Consider the following 20086-nt stretch of genomic DNA (forward strand, 5'->3'; position numbering starts at 1 on the left):
CCTGACCGATGGCACCGGTCAGGGGCACACGCGTAGGGACGATCAGAGGAACGAGTTGATCTCGATCGTCTCGTCCCGGCCCGGGCCCACGCCGATCGCGGAGATCGGGGCGCCGGACATCTCCTCCAGCGCCTTCACGTACGCCTGGGCGTTCTTCGGCAGCTCGGAGAAGGACTTCGCCTTGGTGATGTCCTCGGACCAGCCCGCGAGGGTCTCGTAGATCGGCTTCGCGTGGTGGAAGTCCGACTGCGAGTACGGGAGTTCCTCGACGCGCCTGCCGTCGATCTCGTACGCCACACAGACCGGGATCTGCTCCCAGCCGGTGAGGACGTCGAGCTTGGTGAGGAAGAAGTCCGTCAGGCCGTTCACGCGGGTCGCGTAGCGGGCGATGACCGCGTCGAACCAGCCGCAGCGGCGGTCACGGCCGGTCGTCACGCCCCGCTCGCCGCCGATGCGGCGCAGTGCCTCGCCGTCCTCGTCGAAGAGCTCGGTCGGGAAGGGCCCCGAGCCGACGCGGGTCGTGTACGCCTTGAGGATGCCGATGACCCGGCTGATCTTCGTCGGGCCCACGCCGGAGCCGGTGCAGGCGCCGCCCGCGGTCGGGTTCGACGAGGTGACGAAGGGGTACGTGCCGTGGTCGATGTCGAGGAGCGTGCCCTGACCGCCCTCGAAGAGGACGACCTTGTTCGCCTCCAGGGCCTGGTTGAGGAGCAGGACCGTGTCGGTGACGTACGGAGCGAGCTTCTCCGCGTAGCCCAGCAGTTCCTCGACCACCTGGTCGACGGCGATCGCACGGCGGTTGTACAGCTTGGTCAGCAGCTGGTTCTTGCCGTCGAGCGCCGCCTCGACCTTCTGCGTGAGGATCGACTCGTCGTAGAGGTCCTGGACGCGGATGCCCACGCGGTTGATCTTGTCCGCGTAGGTCGGTCCGATGCCCCGGCCGGTTGTGCCGATCTTGCGCTTACCGAGGAAGCGTTCCGTCACCTTGTCGACAGTGACGTTGTAGGGCGTGATGATGTGCGCGTTGCCGCTGATGAGCAGCTTCGACGTGTCGACTCCGCGCTCGTTCAGACCGCTCAGCTCGGAGAGCAGGACCGACGGGTCGACGACGACGCCGTTTCCGATAACCGGCGTACAGCCGGGGGAGAGGATCCCGGAAGGGAGGAGGTGGAGTGCGTACTTCTGGTCACCGACGACGACCGTGTGGCCGGCGTTGTTGCCGCCCTGGTATCGCACGACATAATCCACCGAGCCACCGAGCAGGTCGGTGGCCTTTCCCTTGCCTTCGTCACCCCACTGAGCACCGAGCAGCACAAGTGCGGGCACGCGCGTACACCCCTTCCGGGTGGGGCATGTCCAAGGTCAGGGGCGTACGCGGCGGTTTTTGCCACCACCGCGTGCACCGCGACCGCCGTTGGTCGCACCACGACCGTCTTCGGCCGCACTCTGTCGGACCCGGATGCCCCGGAATAGACGAAGCCCCTGGCGCAATAGCGCAAGGGGCTCTTGCACAAAGATGCTACCCGAGGAAGCGAGGCAGGACCGAGGTGGCGACTTTCGCGACGCCGGACCAGCTGCTGGTGATCATCGATCCGGTCGCCCGGAGGACGGACGGAGAGTCCGTACGGATCGTGAAAGACGTGCTCAGCGCGGGTGCGGCGAGTACCAAGGTCTGTCTTCCGGAGGACGCGGAGGAGTTTGCCCGGGTACTGGCCCGGCGCGGCTCCCGGCGGCCGGTGGTCGTCGGTGACGACCGGGCGCTGATGCGGACGGTGTCCCTGCTGCACCGGCAGCGGGAACTGGCCGGATGCGTGCTGTCCGTCGTGCCGGTGGGGACCGCGCTGGGCGTCGCGCAGGCGCTGGGGGTGCCCACGGGGGCGGTGGCGGCGGCGCGGGCCGTCCTGGACGGCTCCGAGCGGCGGCTGGACCTCCTGGTGGACGACAGCGACGGGGTGGTGCTGGGCGCGTTGCGGATTCCGCCGTTGCAGTTCGCTCCGCGGGAGGGGGTCGCGGCTCCGGGCGGCCGGCCCTGGCTGCACTCCCTGGTCCGCACCCTCGTCCCCTCCCGTCCGACGCCGGCCGCCTCTCCCCCGCCGGGGCCGTCCCGGCTCCGGGTCGAGGTGGACGGCGTGACACTGGTCGACCTCGACCAGCCGGTGGAGGGTGTGTCGGTGACCCCGTGCGCGGCGGGGGTGGCCGAGGTGGTCGTCCGGCCGGTGTCGGTGGGCGCGGAGGCGCTGCCGCTGGAGGCACGGGGGCGGACGGTGACGGTCTCGGGGGCAGACTTCCGCTACCGCGCGGACACGGCGGTGGCGGGGCCGGTGCGGAGGCGGACGTGGACCGTGCGAGAGGGCGCGCTGGGGTTGGTGCTACCTGCGGGGCGGTGAGCCTCAGGCCTGGTCGTCGTCCTTCTCCGGCCGCTGGAATCCGGCTGTGTCGAGGGAGCAGCCGAACGGGTCCGGGATGTAGAGCTTCTCGCCGAAGGGCTTGCTGAAGCGGACCTCGTAGCCCTTCGTGGAGGGGGAGCCGTAGACGATGGCTTCCTCCTCCTGCATGTCGAGGATCAGGTAGATGGGGACACCCACCTTTCCGTAAACCTCGACCTTGTCCGTGAGATCCTCACGCCTGGTGGAGGCAGAGGTCAGTTCCGCCACGAAAGACAGCCCCTCTCCGTCCAGGTGATTGCTGTCCGTCTCGTAGGTCTGCTCGTGCGCGGCATGGATATCCGGTCCGAAGGCGCGCTCGACCCCGGGGAACACGAACAGGTCCGGTGCCCGCTCGATCATGTGACCTTCGGGGAGGTATCCCTCCAGTTGGTTGCACACCAGCTTCATCACGCGGGTGTAGAACCCCTTCGACCACGGCGACACGACGATGCTCCCCCTGATGATCTCGGCCTTGTAGCCGTCGGGCACGCTCAGCTCGTCGAGGAGATCCAGAAGCTCCTCGAAGCCGCTGCGAGGCTTGGTGCCGCTTATCACCGGTCGCTCTGCCATGAGTGTCATGATGCGCCCTCCCCTCGTCACGAACCAGTCATGACTCAGGGCAGCCGATCGACTACGCCGTCCGTGTCGGTCTCGTCCTTCAGCCCCACCCCGGTCACCCCCAGCTCCCACGCGCGTCCCAGCAGCGCCGCCAGCTTCGCCGCCGCCTTCTCGTAGTCCAGGCCCAGGGGTGGGCGGATGTTGGAGAGGCAGTTGCGGTCGGCGTCCGTCGTCACACCCGGTACCGGGCGGTAGGTGAGGTAGGCGCCCAGGGAGTCCGCCGCCGACATGCCGGGGCGTTCGCCGATGAGGACGACGGCCGCCGTCGCGCCCATCGCCGCCGCGATGTCGTCGCCGAGGGCCACGCGGGCCTGTTCGGCGAGGACGACCGGGGCGATACGGCGGTCCGGAAGGCGGGCGGTCGTCTCGCGGACCAGGGCCGCCGCGTGGTCGTGGACGGCCCGGCTGGACAGTCCGTCGGCGACGACGAACACCACGTCCCAGTCGCCGACGGGGAGGTGTGCCCGGTCGGTGGGGTCCAGACGGCGGCCCAGGTCGGGGCGTTGGAGGTAGGTGAGGCGGTCGGGGGCCGCGCTGCGGACGCGGATCACCGGGGTGCCGGTGAGCTGCGCCGCGACCGCGTCCGGGGCGAAGGGCGAGTGCACCGCGTCCCGGGCCGCCGCGTGCGCGGCCTGGAGTTCCAGGCGGTGCCGGGTGGGGAGGGCGGAGCCGGCCCGGCCGAGCCCGATACGGGCCTGGGTACGGCGGCGCAACTCCGGCCAGAGGTCGGCGCCCCCGCTGCTGCTTCCTGCCACGGTGCTCATGCCGCGAGGCCCCTTCCGATCGCCGTCAGCGGGTGGGTCGTCGTGGAGATCTCCCGGATGCCGCCGCGCTCGTCCAGGAGGCCGATCGAGTCGAGCCAGGTCTCGAACTCCGGGGCCGGGCGCAGGCCCAGGACCTCTCGGAGGTACAGGGCGTCGTGGTACGAGGCCGACTGGTAGTTGAGCATGATGTCGTCGCCGCCCGGGGTGCAGATCACGAAGGACGCCCCGGCCACGCCGAGCATGGTCAGCATGGTGGCGATGTCGTCGTCATCGGCGTCGGCGTGGTTGGTGTAGCAGATGTCGAGGCCCATCGGCAGGCCGAGGAGTTTGCCGCAGAAGTGGTCCTCCAGGGCGGCCCGGAGGATCTGGCGGCCGTCGTAGAGGTACTCGGGGCCGATGAAGCCGACGACCGTGTTCACCAGCAGGGGGTCGTAGCGGCGGGCGACCGCGTAGGCGCGGGCCTCCACCGTCTGCTGGTCCACGCCGTGGTGCGCCCCGGCGGACAGCGCGCTGCCCTGCCCGGTCTCGAAGTACATGACGTTGCGGCCGACGGTCCCCCGCCCCAGTGCCCGCGCCGCCTCGTGCGCCTCGTCGAGCAGGCCGAGGGTCACGCCGAAGGAGGCGTTCGTGGCCTGCGTACCGGCGATGGACTGGAAGACGAGGTCGACCGGTGCGCCCCGCTCCATCAGGTCGAGGGTGGTCGTGACATGGCTGAGGACGCAGGACTGGGTGGGGATGGCGTAGCGGTCGATGACGCCGTCGAGGAGTTCCAGCAGGTCGCGCACCGCCCTCGGGCTGTCGGTCGCCGGGTTGATGCCGATCACCGCGTCGCCGGAGCCGAGCAGGAGGCCGTCGAGGAGGGCCGCCGCCACGCCCGCCGGGTCGTCGGTGGGGTGGTTGGGCTGGAGGCGGGTGGCGAGGCGGCCCGGGAGGCCGATCGTCGAGCGGAAGGCGGTCACGACCCGCACCTTCCTGGCGACGGCGACCAGGTCCGCGTTCCCCATCAGCTTCGACACCGCGGCTGCCATCTCCGGCGTCAGCCCGGGTGCCAGCGCGGTGAGCGCCGCCGTGTCCGCCGTCTCCGACAGCAGCCACTCCCGCAGTTCCCCGACGGTCATCGACGCGACCGGGGCGAAGGCCGGGGCGTCGTGCGTGTCGTGGATGAGCCGGGTGACGTCGTCGTCCTCGTACGGGATGAGCGGGTCGGCGAGGAAGTCGGTCAGCGGGACGTCCGCGAGCGCCCAGCGCGCCGCGACCCGTTCGCGGGCCGAACCGGCCGCGAGGCCGGCGAGACGGTCGCCGGAGCGCTCGGGGCTCGCGGCGGCGAGGAGGCGGGCGAGCGAGCCGAAGCGGTGGCGCTCGCCGCCGAGAGTCGAGGTGTAGGCGCTCATGCGGGTGACGCTACGAGGTGCGGGCCACGGCGGTCCACGAGCTGCCCGAGAGTTAACCGGGGCGTTCGACACACCGGAATTCTAAAGGTCTAGTTGACCTACATTTAACGCCACGCTTCGCCCTCCCGACTCAATCGGCCTCCAGGATTCCGGTCCAGGCACACCAGAGAAGCGGCAGCAGGAACAGCAGGAGGAGGGGCCACCCGATGGCAGTGGACGAGAGCGTCGCACCGGCGGCGAGCAGTGCGGGACAAGAGGGCGTGCATCGGCTCAAGCCCAACGCCATCGGGCTGCTGGGCGTGGTCTTCATGGCCGTGGCGACCGCCGCGCCGATCACCGCGATGACGGGCAACGTGCCCTTCATGGTGTCGGCCGGCAACGGCATCGGCGCACCCGCGAGTTACCTCGTCGCAATGGTCGTCCTGGCAATCTTTTCCGTCGGCTTCACATCGATGGCGAAGCACATCACCTCCACCGGCGCCTTCTACGGCTTCATCTCCTACGGCCTCGGCCGCTCGGTCGGCCTCGCCTCCGGGCTGCTCGCGACGTTCGCGTACGTCGTCTTCGAGCCGGCGCTGATCGGCATCTTCTCCACCTTCGCCACCGAGACGCTTCTGGACCAGACGGGCCTCGACATCCCGTGGTGGGCGTTCGCGGTGCTGATGCTCGCGATCAACGCGACGGGCACCTGGTTCGGGGTCTCGGTCGCGGAGAAGCTGCTCGTCGTCCTGCTCGCCACCGAGGTGACGGTCCTCGCGGCGATGGCGATCTCGGTGGCCCTGCACGGCGGCGGCCCCGACGGCTTCAGCATCGACCCGGTCAACCCGGTCAACGCCTTCAAGGGCACCTCGGCCGGTCTCGGGCTCTTCTTCGCCTTCTGGTCGTGGGTCGGCTTCGAGTCGACGGCGATGTACGGCGAGGAGTCCCGCAACCCGAAGAAGATCATCCCCAAGGCGACGATGATCTCCGTGCTCGGCGTCGGTGTCTTCTACGTCTTCGTGTCCTGGATGGCCATCACCGGCACCGGTCAGTCGAACGCCGTGAAGGTCGCCACCGACAACCCGCTGAACCTGTTCTTCAACCCCACCGAGCAGTACGTCGGCCACTGGGCGGTCGTCGTCATGCAGTGGCTGATGATCACCGGCTCGCTGGCCTGCGGCATGGCCTTCCACAACTGCGCCGCCCGCTACATGTACGCCCTGGGCAGGGAGGGCGTCCTGCCCTCGCTCAAGCGCACCGTCGGGCGCACCCACGAACGGCACGGCTCCCCGCACATCGCGGGGCTGGTGCAGACGGCCATCACGGCGGTGCTGCTGCTCGCGTTCTGGGCGGCGGGCAAGGACCCGTACACGGGGACGTACGTCCTGCTGGCCATCCTCGGCACGATGGCGATCCTCGTCGTGCAGGCCGTGTGCTCGTTCGCGGTGCTGGTGTACTTCCGCTCCCACCACCCCGAGAGCCGGCACTGGTTCAGGACCTTCGCCGCGCCGCTGGTCGGCGGGGTCGCGATGCTCGCCGTGGTGACGCTGCTGGTGTCCAACATGGGCGTCGCGGCCGGTGCGGAGTCCGGCTCGCTGGTGCTGAGGGCGACCCCGTGGATCGTCGCCCTGATCGCGATCGGCGGTATCGGCTACGCCCAGTTCCTGAAGCGCCGCGACCCGGACAGGTACCAGCTGCTGGGGCGGACGGTCCTGGAAGAAACCAAGGAACGCTAGGGAAGACTCGGGAACGCTAGGGCTTTCCGAACAGCTCCTCGCGGTGGGCCCGCCACCGCTCCATCATGGCCGAGAGCTCGCCGTCGATGAACTCGAAGAAGGCGAGTGTCTCGGCCATCCGGCGTCCCGCCGCGGTGTCGGGTCCGAGGCTCGCGACCCCCTCGCGCAGCGCGCCCTCCCACCGTTTGATGACCGCGTCGCGGTTGGTCAGGGCCTCGTACCACTGGTCGCCGTGCACCCGGTAGCGCTCCCGGCGCGAGCCGGGCTCCCGCTCGCGCGACACCATGTGCGTCTGGGCGAGGTAGCGCACCGCCCCGGAGACCGCCGCGGCGCTGATCCGCAGCTGCTCGCCCAGTTCGGCCGAGGTCATCACTCCCTCGTCGGAGGCGAGGAGCGCGGCGAAGACCCGGGCCGCCATGCGCTGCATCCCGGCCTCCACGAGCTGTGCCGCGAAGGACTCGACGAACCTCGACACCGCCTCCGTGTCCCGCCCGTTCTCGCTCATGACCGCATTCTAACCGAGATTCACTCTCTTCCTTAACTTCACAAATTTCTGAAGGAAGCGTACGTTCGGACGCATGACGAAGGCCATCACGGTGTCAGGGCTTCACAAGTCCTTCGGGCGTACGCACGCGCTCGACGGCCTCGACCTGGAGGTCGAGTCCGGTGAGGTGCACGGCTTCCTCGGGCCCAACGGCGCCGGCAAGTCCACCACCATCCGCGTCCTGCTCGGCCTGCTGCGCGCCGACTCCGGCGCCGCACAGATCCTCGGCCGCGACCCGTGGGCGGACGCCGTCGAGGTGCACCGCCGGATCGCGTACGTCCCCGGGGACGTGACCCTGTGGCGCAACCTCTCCGGCGGCGAGGTCATCGACCTCTACGGCCGGCTGCGCGGAGGCCTGGACGCCGGGAGGCGCGCCGAGCTGATCGACCGCTTCGAGCTGGACCCCACCAAGAAGGGCCGCACGTACTCCAAGGGCAACCGCCAGAAGGTCGCCCTGGTCGCCGCGTTCGCCTCGGACGTCGACCTGCTGATCCTCGACGAGCCGACGTCCGGCCTGGACCCGCTGATGGAGGAGGTCTTCCAGCGCTGTGTGGAGGAGTCGCGGGAGAAGGGCCGCACGATCCTCCTCTCCTCCCACATCCTCAGCGAGGTCGAGGAGTTGTGCGACCGCGTCAGCATCATCCGCAAGGGACGGACCGTGGAGACCGGCTCACTGGCCGACCTGCGCCACCTCACCCGGACCAGCGTGACGGCCGAACTCGCCGCTCCCCCCAACGGGTTGGCGCACCTCCCCGGCGTCCACGACCTCGACGTACAGGGCCGCAGGGTCCGCCTCCAGGTCGACACCGACAAACTCGACGCCGTACTGCGGTCGTTGACCGACTCGGGGGTGCGCTCGCTGACCTCGACCCCGCCGACGCTGGAGGAACTCTTCCTGCGCCACTACGAGGAGGCGGGGGTATGACGACCCTGGTCGGCACCGGCACGCTGCTGCGCTTCGCGCTGCGCCGCGACCGGCTGATGATCCCCGTCTGGGTGGCGGTCAACACCCTGATGGTCCTCTCCATGCCGAACACCCTGAAGAGCCTGTACGGCACCCCCGCCGACCGCGCCGACCTGCTCCGGCAGCTGGACACCAACGCCTCCCTGCGCGCCCTGATCGGCCCGGTCTTCGACGACTCCCTCGGCGCGCTCACCGCCTGGCGCGTCGGCGTCTACGCGGGTGCGCTCGCCGCGGTCACCGGCCTGCTGATCGTCGTACGGCACACCAGGGACGAGGAGGAGAGCGGCCGTCAGGAGCTGATCGCGTCAGGTGTGGTCGGCCGGCGCGCGTCGCTGACGGCCGCGCTGCTGGCTGCCGGGGTCGCGAGCGCCGTACTGGGACTGCTGGTGGCGGCCGGTCTGGCGGGTCAGGGCGCGGCGGGGGCCGTGGCGTTCGGCCTGGGTCTCGCCGGGGTCGGGATGGTGTTCGCCACGATGGCGGCGATCGCCGCGCAGCTGACGGAGAGCGCACGGCTGGCCCGGGGCCTGACGGCGGCGGCGCTGGGCACGGCGTTCGTGCTGCGCGCGGCGGGCGACTCGGCGACGGATGGGGGCACCTCCCAGGCTTTCGGCACTGGGGGAGGCTCGTCCGTACTGACCTGGCTGTCGCCGCTCGGCTGGCTGGAGAACCTGCGGGCGTTCGCGGCCGAACGGTGGTGGGTGCTGGGGCTGTTCGCGGCGGCCGTCGCGGCGCAGGCGGCGGTCGCCTACCGGCTGGCGGGCCGCCGGGACATCGGCATGAGCTTCCTGCCGACCCGGCCCGGACCGGCGGCGGGACGGCTGGCGACGGCCGGCGCGCTGGCCTGGCGGCTCCAGCGGGGCTCGGTGCTCGGCTGGAGCCTCGGGTTCTTCCTGGCCGGGGTGGTGTACGGCGGGCTGACGGAGGGCGCGGCCGACCTGGTCGGCGACAACGAGAAGGCCCGGGAGATCTTCGAACGGATGGGCGGGCACAGTGCCCTGACGGACGTGTTCCTCGCCTCGATGGTCGGCATGCTGGGCCTGATCGCGGCACTGTACGTCGTCGCGTCGGTGCTGCGGCTGCACGGCGAGGAGACCTCGGGCCGGGCGGAGCCGGTCCTGGCGACCGCGGTGGGCCGACCGCGCTGGGCGGCCGGACACCTGCTGATCGCCTTCGGCGGCGCGGCGCTCATCATGCTGCTGGCCGGCCTGGGCTTCGCCCTCGGCTACGGCAAGGAGACGGGACCGATCCTGGGCGCCTGCCTGGTCCAGCTGCCGGCCGTATGGGTGGTCGGGGGCCTGGCGGTCCTGCTGTACGGCTTCGTCCCGCGGGCAGCTCAGGCGGCCTGGGGCGTGGCGGGCGCGGTGCTGCTGATCGGCTGGGTGGGCCCGGCGCTGGACGTCCCCCGGACCGTCCTGGACCTCTCCCCCTTCGGCCACCTCCCGAAGCTGCCGGGCGGCGGGATGGACTGGCCGCCGGTCCTGACCCTGCTGGCGCTGGCGGCGGCACTGGTCGGCGCGGGTCTGCTGGGGCTGCGGCGCCGGGACATGACCACCTAAGAGCCGCGTGAGGGACTCACGGACTCACGGACTCACGGGAGGGGAACCCCCGGGAGCGCGGTCTCGTCTTGGCGGGCATGGGACAACGTACGCAGTCCGCCGCCGGGTGTCTGGTCGCGGCGCTCGGCTGGGGCGCGGGGCTGGCGCTGTGGTCCGTGGACGTGCGCTCCCGGCTCTGGCGCTTCGAGCAGAGCCCGGACTGGAAGGTCCTCTACGCCGAACTCCCGCTCGCCCTCCTCGGCGGCACGGCGACGGCGCTGGCCCTGTGGACGGTCGGCGGCCGGGTGTGGCGCGGAGCGCGGGTGCGGCGGCGGGCCCGGCAAGGGCGTTGAGCGGTCGCGGACCAGAAGTTGTGCGGAAGTTCTGGGACTCCCCGACTCACCGCGGCTCCACCTGGAGTCCCTCCAGGCCCCGGATCACGAAGTTCGGCTTGCGCTGTGGCTCGCGCGCGAGGGACAGCGTCGGAGCGCGCTCCAGCAGGGCGGTCATCGACGCGGCGAGCTCGATCCGGGCCAGGGGCGCGCCGATGCAGTAGTGGATGCCGGCGGAGAAGGAGATGTGCGGGTTGTCGGCCCGGCCGAGATCGAGCCGCCCGGGCTGGTCGAAGACGGCCGGGTCGTGGTTCGCGGCCCCGAAGAGCAGGGCGATCTCGGCGCCCCGGGGGATGACGGTCCCGTCGACCTCGATCTCGTCCAGCACCCACCGCTCGAAGAGCTGGAGCGGGGTGTCGTACCGCATCAGCTCCTCGACGGCCGAGGGGACCAGCGAGTGATCGGCCCGCAGGGCGGCGAGCTGCTCCGGGTTGCGGAACAGCGCCCACCACCCGTTGACGGTGGCGTTGACGGTCGCCTCGTGCCCCGCGTTGAGCAGCAGCACGGCCGTGGAGATCAACTCCTGCTCGGTCAGCCGGTCGCCCTCGTCGTGCGCGGCGATCAGCCCGGACATGAGGTCCTCCCCCGGCTCCTTGCGCCGGGCGGCGATCAGCTCCCGCAGGTACTCCGAGAACTCGACGGAGGCCCGCACCGCCCGCGCCGCCGTCTCCGGCGACGGATGCAGCTCGTACATCCCGCAGATGTCCGCCGACCAGGGCCTGAGCGGCGCACGGTCCGCCTCCGGAATGCCGAGCATCTCGGCGATCACGGCGACGGGCAGCGGCTCGGCGACATCCGTGAGCAGGTCCCCGCCGCCGGCCTCCACCAGTCCGTCCACGAGCCGCTCCGCGAGCCCGCGCACATACGGCTTGAGCCCCTCCACCGTGCGCGGTGTGAACGCCTTCGACACCAGCCGCCGGATCCGGGTGTGGTCCGGCGGCTCGAGGTCCAGCATCCCGTGGTCGTTGAGCGTGTGGAACGGCTCGTGCTCGGCCGGCGGGGCGGTCCGCCCGAAGTCCTCGTGCGAGAAGCGGTGCTGATACGTCCGCCCCAGCCGCCGCTCCCGCAGCAGCGCCGACACATCCGCGTGCCGGGGCACCAGCCACTGGTCGGTCGGCTCGTAGTAGATCACCCGCCCGCGCTCCCGCAACTCTGCGTACGCGGGATACGGGTCGGCCACGAACGTGGGGTCCCAGGGGTCGAAGCGGAGGTCGTCAGCTGCTGCCATGCACGGACGCTAGCCCGTCGGCAGGGCTCCTGACCAGGGGTCCCCTGGTCAGGAGCCCTGCGGTCAGGAGGATCCGCACCGCGGGTGCGGTGCGGATCCGTTCAGGCGGTGTGCGCCGTCGCCGCTACAGGGGCCGCGCCCACAGGTCGTACTGGAGGCCCGAGCCGTCGCAGAAGGGGTCCGCCCACTTGCCGCTGGAGACCAGGTCGGTGCCGGCGGCGACGCAGGCGGACATGGTCCAGAACTTCTTTCCGGTCCACACCGTCCCGGGCGGGCCGTCCATGGGGACGGCGGCGGCAGCGGTACCTGCCGTGGAGGCGGAGGTAGCGGTGGCGGTGGCGGGTGAGGCGGATACCACCGCTCCGCCCAGCACCAGCGTCACCGCGGCGAAGCCGGCGGCGATGCGATTCCTGCTGTTCCCGTTCTTCACTGACGTTCCTTTCCGAGTGGGTCGGTTCTCCGGCGCGTTCACCCTGTGAGGTGATCGGCGAGCCGGTGAGTGGAGTTTGTGGCGATACGTCGGCTCGGACAAGCTGATCCCGTTTGCTTCACGTATGTCGGGACACCTAGGGTCCTGACCTGCTGGGACCTTCCTGTCCCGGGACATGAAGCGGTCGGCGGGACACCGCCACGAGCAGCACGGGAGACGTCCTCCATGACCGACAGGGGGAGGCCGCGGGAGGCTGCCGACGCGGCTGCGGCGGCGCGGCGGCTGGGCGAGGCGCTACGACTCCTGCAACAGGGGTCGGGCCGCACGCTGCGCTCGCTGGAACGCCAGGTACTGATCAGCGACTCGTCGTTGTCGCGCTACTTCCGCGGCAGCACGGTGCCGCCCTGGGCCACCGTCCGTGATCTGTGCCGGGCCCTGGACGCCGACCCGACGGAGTACCGGGCGCTGTGGGAAGCGGCGGACCGGGGCACGTGCGCACCGCCCGCGACGACCACCGGCCTTCAGGTCCCGGCGAACCCGGCCCCGGCGAACCCGGCTCCGGTGGACGCGGCCCCGGTGGACGCGGCCCCGGTGGACGCGGCTTGCGACGACGCGTCGGGCGGCCGGCCGGCCTCCCCCGTCCGCCGGTGGGCCCGGGCGGTGGTTGCCCGGCTCGTCAGACCTTGGGTGTGCCTCACGGCCGGGGTGGTCGCCGGCGTGCTGGTCGGTGCCGCGCTCACGCCGCTCATGTGGCGGCCGGCCCCCGTCTCCGGTCCGGGCTCCCCGGGCGCGGCGGCGTCACTGTCCACCCACAAGGAAGGGCACGGCACCGGGGCCGCCCTGACCGACCGGGTCAGGATCTTCGTCAGCCGGGCCACGGGCGCCTGTCTCGACGACAGCCTGGACTTCGGGCTGCGCTCCTACGCCTGCAACGGGATGAGCTACCAGCGGTGGACCGAGCATCCCTTCCCCGACGGCACCCGCCGGCTCAGGAACCACGCCACGGGCAGATGCCTGCACGGCGACGGCGCCGGGCTGCGCACCAGGTCCTGCTCCACCTCGACCGCCCAGAAGTGGCTGCTCACCGCCTGGTACGACGAATCGGTGGAGGTCAGGAGCAAGGCGGCCGGATCCTGCCTGGACGACGACACCTCGGCCGGACTGCGGTTCCTTCGCTGCGACCGGACGAAACGTCAGAAGTGGGGCTGACGCCCCGCCCCGGCTACCGTGCGGCGCCTGCGGGGGCGGCGAGCGGCCAGGTCACGTCCAAGCAGTCCAGCTCGGCGTAGTTCTCGCCCTTGGACAGGCGGACGGTGTTGGGGCCTTTCCGCAGGTCGACCGTCACCTCGGCCGGCCGCCAGTTGTCCCAGCCGGTGTGCGGATAGCGGACGGCGCCCGCGTCCCTGCCCTCGACCGACAGCAGGTGTGACGCGGCGACCGGGTTGCCGGCGTCCAGTGAGCCGTTGCCGTACCGCACGGTCAGCGTGTGCGGGCCCGCCGAGGCGGCGAAGACGGTGAACTCCACGTAGCTGTCCGGATGGTCGATCAGACCGACGGCCCGCCCGCCCGACGCCCTGACGGCCTCGCGGACCTCCGCACGGTGCACGACCGCGTCCTCGGCCTGGTGACGGACCATGTTGCCGCGGACGACCGGACGGCCGTTCGTGAAGCCCAGTTCGGCGAGGTACATGGGGCGCTGCCGACGGTCGGCGCTCCAGCCGTGGAAGACGATCCGGTCGCGGCCGTCCGGGCCGGTCACCACGTCCTGGCCGCCCGGCCCGCGGACCGTACCGGAGAAGGAGTCGGTCGTCATCAGCGGTTCGGCGGCCTTGCTGTAGGGGCCGGTGAGACGGCTCGCCACCGCGTAGCCGGTGCTGTAGGCGTCGGTGGAGTAGAGGGCGGCCGAGTAGAAGAGCACATAGCGGCCGTCACGCCGGACCAGGGTGGGAGCCTCGACGATCTTCCCCTCCCACTCGCGGTCGTTCCTGATCAACCGAACCGGTTCGCCCGTGACCCGGGTGCCGTCCCACGAGGTGGGCTGGAGATGGATCCAGGTACCGGTCCCACAGCAGTTGCCGTCGTTCTTCCACACCAGATACCGCCGCCCGCCCTCCGTGTAGCTCGCGGGGTCGATGGCGCCGCCGAGCTCGACCGGGCACACCAGCGGCCGGTCGCCCACCGGCCGGAACGGCCCGTCGGGCGAGGCGGACAGCGAGGCCCCGATGCACTGCCTGCCGCTCGCCCGGTCCCGGGCGGTGTAGTGCATCGTGAAGCCGCTCCCGTTGTCGTACACCTCCGGCGCCCACACCTTCGGTTCGTCGCGGTCCACCCAGGCGCCGAGCACGGGCAGGGCGTCGGCCTCGGCGACCGACCAGCCGGTCAGATCACGCGACACGGCGTGCCGGATGTTCCTCCCGTCGCCGCTGGTCGAGTACGCGTGGTAGGTGCTGCCCGCCCTCACGATGTCGGGATCCGGGAAGTCCCGGTCGAGCACCGGCCCGTCGACAGCGGCTCCGGCCCGCACCGCCGCGGAACCCACGGCGGCCGTGGCCAGAACGGTCAGGATCGCGAGAACACGTCCGAGCTTGTGGCCGGTCCTGAGATGGGGCACGGATCCCGCTCCTGTCCACGGTGGGGTACTGCACACGGTCCACCGCGACCAACGACCCACCGGACCACGGGTTGCGTGGTCCGGCCACGAAGACGGAGCGACCCCGTCATCAACGTGTCGGAGGCTGGACCATGTCCGGGCCGCCTCTGTGGAACGTGGCGACGTGATGCGCGGCAGGCTCGGGCAGGGCGTCGATACAGCTCTGCGAGCAGGCGTTGACCAGAAGGGGCAGTACGTCGGTGGCGACCATCAGCGAGATCCAGACCTGGTCCGGTCCCGAAGGAGGCAACGGGCCGGCGCAGACACTGCACGCTTCCCCCGCCCCCGGCGGGACCACCGGCGGCCGGATCCCGGGAAACGGCAGCCGGTTCTTGAAGTTGCCGTAGATCGCCCGCGTACTGACCGTACTGTCGCGCAGATTCCGGCAGCGGGTGATCTCGTACGGGAACCAGTGCAGCCGGTACGAGGTGTACGGGTCGAACTGCTCCAGGCTCTCCATGGCGCCGATCTCCGGCGGGACACGGACGAGATTGCTGCCGTACAGCAACAGGTGCCGAACCGCCCTCAGCTCGGCGATGGTCGGCGGGAGCGTGACGATCTGCCGCCGCTGCTCCGGTGGCAGCTCCCTCAGCGGCGCGAACTCCTCCCGCCCGTCGGCGGCCGCCTCCTCGATCAGTTCGAGCAGACGCAGCCATCCCGGTGCGGACGTGTCCTGGCGCTCGGTGTGCAGATGCCGCGGCAGCTCCCGGGGCCGGCTCAGGCAATCGCACTCGTCCCGCACGGACACGACTTCCCGCTGTTCTCCCTGTTCCCCACCCTCAGTCATGCCGGCCAACCTATCCGGCTAGCCCGGTGTCACCAGTCGGGCCTCGTAGGCGAACACCGCCGCCTGGGTTCTGTCCCGCAGGCCCAGTTTGACCAGGATCCTGCTGACGTGGGTCTTGATCGTGGACTCCGCGACCACCAGCCGGCCGGCTATCTCCACGTTCGACAGACCCTGGGCGATCAGGACCAGCACCTCCGTTTCCCGATCGGTCAGGTCGCCGTAGGACGCCTGGGCGGTGCGGGTCAGACGCGGGGTGTCGGTGAGTTTCGAGAACTCCGTGATCAGCCGTCTGGTGACCGAGGGGGCCAGCAGGGCATCACCGGCCGCCACCACCCGCACCCCGTCCGCCAGTTGGCGGGCCGACGCGTCCTTCAGGAGGAAGCCGGAGGCTCCCGCCCGCAGTGCCTGGTAGACGTACTCGTCGAGGTCGAAGGTGGTCAGGACCAGGACCTTCGCCGTACTGTCCGCCGCGACGATCTCCCTTGTCGCCTCTATGCCGTTCAGCTCCGGCATACGGATGTCCATCAGGACCACGTCGGGGGAGAGTTCACGCACCCGGTCCACCGCCTCCCGGCCGTTGACCGCCTCGCCGACGACCTCGATGTCCGGCATCGCGTTCAGCAGGACCGAGAAGCCCTCGCGCACCATCATCTGGTCGTCGACGACCAGTACCCGGATGGTCATGCCCCGCTCTCATCCGCGGGCGGCACCGGAAGGAACACCGTCACCTCGTAGCCGCCTTCCGCCGTCGGTTCCGCCGTCATCTCGCCGTTCAGCATCGTGACCCGCTCGCGCATCCCCGTGATGCCGTGGCCCGCTCCCGGTGAGGGTTTGATCAGGGACGGGTTGGGCGGCGGGTCGTTCACTATCCGCAGGCCCAGGCCGCCGAGCACATAGCCGATCTCGACCCGGGCGCCCGCGCCGGGCGCGTGCCGCAGGGTGTTGCTCAGCGCCTCCTGGACTATCCGGTACGCCGACAGCTCCACGCCCGGCGGGAGTTCACGGACCGCACCGGTGACCGTCTTCGTCGCGTCCACACCCGCCTCCCGGACATTCGCCAGCAGGGCGCCCAGCTCGGCGAGGGTGGGCTGCGGGGCGTCCGGGGCCTCGTAGTCCTCGGCACGGACCACGCCCAGGACCCGGCGCAGCTCGGTGAGGGCCGCCACCGCGTTCTCCCTGATGGTGACGAAGGCCTTCTCCAGCTCCGGCGGCGGGTTCTCCACCCGGTAGGGGGCGGCCTCCGCCTGGATGGCGACCACCGACATGTGATGGGCGACCACGTCGTGCAGTTCGCGGGCGATCGTGGTGCGCTCCTCCAGCAGGGTGCGCCGGGAGCGTTCGTGCGCCGTGACCGTCTGCTGGGCGGTCACCTCCTGCTCGGCCTGCCGGCGTATGTGCCAGACCGTGACGACGAGCAGGATGAGCGCGGACCAGACCAGCATGGGCGCGACGTTCGTGCTGCCGTGGTTCCGGCCGAAGAGGGGCTCGGCGACGAAGCCGTAGGCGGCCGTGAGCAGCCACATCCAGGCCGCCGTGCGCGGGCGGGTGCGGAACGCGACGACCGTCAGCACCACCAGATGGGAGATGAAGCTCGGCGGCATCCAGGGCCAGTTGTTGTACGTCGTGCCGAAGCCGGTGATCAGCGTGGTGGACAGCAGCGACGCCCAGAACGCGGCGGCCGGCCGGACCAGCGTCAGCAGCCCCGGGGCCACGGCGAGCAGACCCGTCACCATCCACGCCGAGTCGCTGCTCAAGGCCGTCGAGGCGGCGATCATCGTCACCACGCAGCCCGCCACCACCAGCGCGTGCCGCGACCAGGTCGCGTACTCCTGCTTGCGGCCCTTCAGCCTGCGGGTGAGGCGGCCGGTGGGCTCCCTCGGCGGCAACGGGCGGTAGACGAACACATCGTCGATCAGGTCCTGCCGCAGCCCGAGCAGGGCGTCCCTGGCCGCCCGCAGCTCCGGGCTCTTCGGCCGATAGGCGCCGGAAGGGTCGTCCGGGGGCGTCATACGCGTCGTCTGCGTCTGGGTCATCTCGGTCACATTCAAAACGGTAGGCCGGGCGGCGGGTCGCGGTCGTCCCCAGTGAGGGGGGTTCCTGCGGATCCCCCTCAAGTACTACGGGTCCGGGATGGGTGCTCCGGATCAGTACCCGGACGGTCTCACCAGGCCCGACTCGTACGCGAACACCGCCGCCTGGGTGCGGTCGCGCAGGCCCAGTTTCACCAGGATGCGGCCCACGTGCGTCTTCACGGTCTGCTCGGCGACGACGAGGTGGCCGGCGATCTCCGCGTTGGACAGGCCCTGCGCGATCAGCGCCAGCACCTCCGTCTCCCGTTCGGTGAGGTCGGCGACGCGCTCCCGCTGCGGGCGCCGGGGTGCCCCGTGCAGCCGGGAGAACTCGGCGATCAGCTTGCGGGTGATGCCGGGCGCGAGCAGGGCGTCGCCGGCCGCGACCACCCGGACCGCCTCGGCGAGCTGCTCGGCGGAGGCGTCCTTCAGCAGGAACCCGGACGCCCCGGCGCGCAGCGCGTCGTACACGTACTCGTCGAGGTCGAAGGTGGTGAGCACCAGCACCTTGATGCGGGGATGGGCGAGGGTGATGCGGTGTGTGGCCTCGATGCCGCCGATTTCGGGCATCCGGATGTCCATCAGGACGACGTCCGGGGCGAGTTCTGCGACCTTCGCGACGGCGTCCAGGCCGTCCACCGCCTGCCCGATCACCTCGATGCCCGAGTGGGCGTTGAGCAGCACGGTGAAGCCCTGCCGGACCATCTGCTGGTCGTCGGCGATCAGTACGCGGATCGTGCCGCTCGTCATGCTGTTGTTCCTTCTGCTGTCGGGGGCTGTCCTGTCAGGGTCGGCCCTGCCGGGGACTGTCCTGCCGGGGGCTGTCCTGCCGGGGGCTGCCCTGACCGGTCGGGCGGGTCGTCCGGGAAGACGAGTTCCAGGCCCTCCGGGATGCGTACCTCGTCCTCGGTGGGCGGCGCGACCCCGTCCTTCGGGAGGAACGCCGAGACCCTGAACCCTCCGTGCAGCGTCGCGAAGGCGTGGACGTGGCCGCCGAGCATCGTCGCCCGCTCCCGCATGCCGAGCAGACCGTGTCCCGCGCCGGGCGAGGGCCGTACCGGGGCGCTGGGGCGGGTGTTGGTGACGTCCAGGTGCAGGCCCTGGGGGTCGTGGACCACCTCGACGCGCACCCGCGAGCCCGGCGCGTGCCGCAGGGTGTTGCTCAGCGCCTCCTGGACTATCCGGTATGCCGACAGCTGCACGCCCGGCGGGTACGCGTACGGCTCGCCCTCGACGGTGGCGAGGACGTCGAGCCCGGCCGCGCGGGTGTTCTCCAGGAGGGCGTCGAGACGGTCGAGGGTGGGCTGCGGGGTGTCCGGGGCGGTGCCGGTGCCGGCGGCGCCGAGGCCGTAGGGGTTCTCGGGGTCCTCCGAGCGCAGCACACCGAGGACGCGGCGGAGTTCGGCGAGGGCCTCCAGGGCGTTCTGGCGGATGCCGGCGAGGTTCTCCTTCAGCTCGTCGGAGGGGTTCTCCACGAGGTGCGGGGCGACCTGGGCCTGGATGGAGATCACCGACATGTGGTGGGCGACCACGTCGTGCAGCTCGCGCGCGATGCGGTTGCGTTCTTCGAGGAGGGTGCGGCGGGCGCGTTCCTCGGCGGTGATCGTCTCCTGTTCGACGAGCTGGGTACGGGCCTCGCCGAGTCCCCGGAAGGCGGTGCCGACGAGGACGACGGCCGCGAAGACCGCGACCGCGCCCGTACCCGTCGAGGTGTAGGTGGATCCGCCGACCGGGCCCTGGACGATCCAGGTCGTCACGCCGGTGCCGGCCAGGGCCGCGAAAGTCACGCGGGGCCGCGCCCGGAATGCCAGCAGCAGGAACACGATGGCGTGGGCGAGGACTTCGCTGGTGGTCCAGGGCCAGGCCGGGCCCGGGAGCGGATGCCCGACCAGAGTCGGCCGGGCGGCCACCGCGGCAACGATGACACCGGCCAGGGACAGCGCCCACGCGGGGACCGGCCGCCACATCGCGAGGACGACGGCCGCGCCCTGTGCGAACCCGGTCAGCACGCTCAGTTCCGTGCCGAGGGCGTAGCGGCCCATCTGCTCGGTGCCGGCGAGTGCGATGCCGAGCGCGGCCCAGCACACCACCACATAGCCCGGCCAGCGCAGCCAGCGCGGGACGCGTCGGCGCGGTGAGCCCGGGGACGGGATCGCCCCGAGAACCGCGGCACGCAGGCGGTGGCGGAGGGCGGGGCGTGGGGGTGCGGGACGCGCAGGCCCAGGTGCGGGACGCGCAGGCCCAGGGGCGGGACCTGCGGAGGCCGGACGCGCGGAGGCCAGACCTGCGGAGGCCAGACCTGCGGGAGCCGAACCTGCGGACGCCGGACCAGCAGAGGCCGGGCCAGCGGGCGCAGGACCAGGGAAGGCCGGACCAGCAGAGGCCGGACCAGCGGGCGCAGGACCAAGGGAGGCCGGACCAGCGGACGCAGGACCAGGGAAGGCCGGACCAGCAGAGGCCGGACCAGCGGGCGCAGGGCCGGCGGGCGCAGGGGTGGCGGGCGCCGGGCCGGCGGGCGCAGGGGTGGTGTGGGCGGGTGGGGGGTTGCTCTCCTCGCCGGTCACGGGCTCAAC

The 20086-nt window shown here is 71.3% G+C and carries 19 protein-coding genes; 6 read left to right on the forward strand and 13 right to left on the reverse strand.

Annotated elements, in window-relative coordinates; all coding sequences use genetic code 11:
* Window positions 1-42: 42 nt before the first annotated feature.
* Entirely contained in the window at window positions 43-1326 is a 1284-nt protein-coding gene (locus ACFPIH_RS15185; protein WP_381172000.1) for an adenylosuccinate synthase, read from the reverse strand.
* Between the two features lie 221 nt (window positions 1327-1547).
* Here ACFPIH_RS15185 and ACFPIH_RS15190 point away from each other — a divergent pair, with 221 nt between their 5' ends.
* Window positions 1548-2387, forward strand: a complete 840-nt coding sequence (locus ACFPIH_RS15190) for a diacylglycerol kinase family protein (RefSeq protein WP_381172002.1) — start codon at window positions 1548-1550, stop codon at window positions 2385-2387.
* A gap of 3 nt (window positions 2388-2390) precedes the next feature.
* On the opposite strand, the gene ACFPIH_RS15195 is transcribed toward ACFPIH_RS15190, so the two are convergent.
* From ACFPIH_RS15195 to ACFPIH_RS15205, 3 genes are read right to left on the reverse strand one after another with little or no spacing between them, the layout of a single operon-like run.
* Window positions 2391-3005 carry a Uma2 family endonuclease gene (locus tag ACFPIH_RS15195; protein WP_381172005.1) on the reverse strand — a complete coding sequence of 205 codons (615 nt, stop codon included), beginning with the start codon at window positions 3003-3005 and terminating at the stop codon, window positions 2391-2393.
* A gap of 35 nt (window positions 3006-3040) precedes the next feature.
* Window positions 3041-3808: an ethanolamine ammonia-lyase subunit EutC gene (gene eutC, locus ACFPIH_RS15200; protein WP_381172008.1), complete on the reverse strand. Its 768-nt coding sequence runs from the start codon at window positions 3806-3808 to the stop codon at window positions 3041-3043.
* On the reverse strand, window positions 3805-5199 hold the full coding sequence (locus ACFPIH_RS15205; RefSeq protein ID WP_381172011.1) for an ethanolamine ammonia-lyase subunit EutB: 1395 nt from the start codon (window positions 5197-5199) through the stop codon (window positions 3805-3807). Before ACFPIH_RS15205 ends, eutC begins: the two co-directional genes overlap by 4 nt.
* A gap of 206 nt (window positions 5200-5405) precedes the next feature.
* Between ACFPIH_RS15205 and ACFPIH_RS15210 the strand changes: the two genes are divergently transcribed.
* Window positions 5406-6914 carry an APC family permease gene (locus ACFPIH_RS15210; RefSeq protein WP_381172014.1) on the forward strand — a complete coding sequence of 503 codons (1509 nt, stop codon included), beginning with the start codon at window positions 5406-5408 and terminating at the stop codon, window positions 6912-6914.
* A gap of 16 nt (window positions 6915-6930) precedes the next feature.
* Here ACFPIH_RS15210 and ACFPIH_RS15215 read toward each other — a convergent pair whose 3' ends face one another.
* Window positions 6931-7419 (reverse strand): GbsR/MarR family transcriptional regulator, encoded by a 489-nt coding sequence (locus ACFPIH_RS15215; protein WP_381172017.1) that lies wholly within the window; start codon window positions 7417-7419, stop codon window positions 6931-6933.
* A 73-nt stretch (window positions 7420-7492) separates the two neighbouring features.
* Here ACFPIH_RS15215 and ACFPIH_RS15220 point away from each other — a divergent pair, with 73 nt between their 5' ends.
* From ACFPIH_RS15220 to ACFPIH_RS15230, 3 genes are all read left to right on the forward strand, one after another.
* Complete coding sequence (locus ACFPIH_RS15220) at window positions 7493-8383, forward strand: ABC transporter ATP-binding protein (RefSeq protein WP_381172020.1); 891 nt, start codon at window positions 7493-7495, stop codon at window positions 8381-8383.
* A complete protein-coding gene (locus tag ACFPIH_RS15225) occupies window positions 8380-9978 on the forward strand; it encodes an ABC transporter permease (RefSeq protein WP_381172023.1) in 1599 nt (532 codons plus the stop codon). Before ACFPIH_RS15220 ends, ACFPIH_RS15225 begins: the two co-directional genes overlap by 4 nt.
* 77 nt (window positions 9979-10055) lie before the next feature.
* Window positions 10056-10310, forward strand: coding sequence for a hypothetical protein (locus ACFPIH_RS15230; protein WP_381172026.1), 255 nt, complete (start codon window positions 10056-10058; stop codon window positions 10308-10310).
* Window positions 10311-10356: 46 nt separating this feature from the next.
* Here ACFPIH_RS15230 and ACFPIH_RS15235 read toward each other — a convergent pair whose 3' ends face one another.
* The gene (locus tag ACFPIH_RS15235; protein ID WP_381172029.1) at window positions 10357-11577 is read right to left on the reverse strand and encodes a cytochrome P450; all 1221 of its coding nucleotides are present in this window, start codon (window positions 11575-11577) and stop codon (window positions 10357-10359) included.
* Between the two features lie 124 nt (window positions 11578-11701).
* Window positions 11702-12007 carry a hypothetical protein gene (locus ACFPIH_RS15240; RefSeq protein ID WP_381172032.1) on the reverse strand — a complete coding sequence of 102 codons (306 nt, stop codon included), beginning with the start codon at window positions 12005-12007 and terminating at the stop codon, window positions 11702-11704.
* Between the two features lie 225 nt (window positions 12008-12232).
* Here ACFPIH_RS15240 and ACFPIH_RS15245 point away from each other — a divergent pair, with 225 nt between their 5' ends.
* Window positions 12233-13216 (forward strand): helix-turn-helix domain-containing protein, encoded by a 984-nt coding sequence (locus ACFPIH_RS15245; protein ID WP_381172035.1) that lies wholly within the window; start codon window positions 12233-12235, stop codon window positions 13214-13216.
* A gap of 13 nt (window positions 13217-13229) precedes the next feature.
* On the opposite strand, the gene ACFPIH_RS15250 is transcribed toward ACFPIH_RS15245, so the two are convergent.
* From ACFPIH_RS15250 to ACFPIH_RS15275, 6 genes are all read right to left on the reverse strand, one after another.
* Window positions 13230-14618, reverse strand: coding sequence for a family 43 glycosylhydrolase (locus ACFPIH_RS15250; protein ID WP_381172039.1), 1389 nt, complete (start codon window positions 14616-14618; stop codon window positions 13230-13232).
* Between the two features lie 109 nt (window positions 14619-14727).
* On the reverse strand, window positions 14728-15444 hold the full coding sequence (locus ACFPIH_RS15255; protein WP_381172042.1) for a leucine-rich repeat domain-containing protein: 717 nt from the start codon (window positions 15442-15444) through the stop codon (window positions 14728-14730).
* A gap of 18 nt (window positions 15445-15462) precedes the next feature.
* On the reverse strand, window positions 15463-16128 hold the full coding sequence (locus ACFPIH_RS15260) for a response regulator (protein WP_381172045.1): 666 nt from the start codon (window positions 16126-16128) through the stop codon (window positions 15463-15465).
* Window positions 16125-17477 carry a histidine kinase gene (locus ACFPIH_RS15265; protein ID WP_381172139.1) on the reverse strand — a complete coding sequence of 451 codons (1353 nt, stop codon included), beginning with the start codon at window positions 17475-17477 and terminating at the stop codon, window positions 16125-16127. The genes ACFPIH_RS15260 and ACFPIH_RS15265 overlap by 4 nt, the downstream gene beginning before the upstream one ends.
* A 111-nt stretch (window positions 17478-17588) precedes the next feature.
* The gene (locus ACFPIH_RS15270) at window positions 17589-18263 is read right to left on the reverse strand and encodes a response regulator (protein WP_381172047.1); all 675 of its coding nucleotides are present in this window, start codon (window positions 18261-18263) and stop codon (window positions 17589-17591) included.
* Complete coding sequence (locus tag ACFPIH_RS15275; RefSeq protein ID WP_381172142.1) at window positions 18260-19690, reverse strand: sensor histidine kinase; 1431 nt, start codon at window positions 19688-19690, stop codon at window positions 18260-18262. Before ACFPIH_RS15275 ends, ACFPIH_RS15270 begins: the two co-directional genes overlap by 4 nt.
* Window positions 19691-20086: the final 396 nt, after the last annotated feature.

This window comes from Streptomyces vulcanius (genome assembly GCF_042653945.1).
Classification (GTDB): Bacteria; Actinomycetota; Actinomycetes; order Streptomycetales; family Streptomycetaceae; genus Streptomyces; species Streptomyces mangrovi.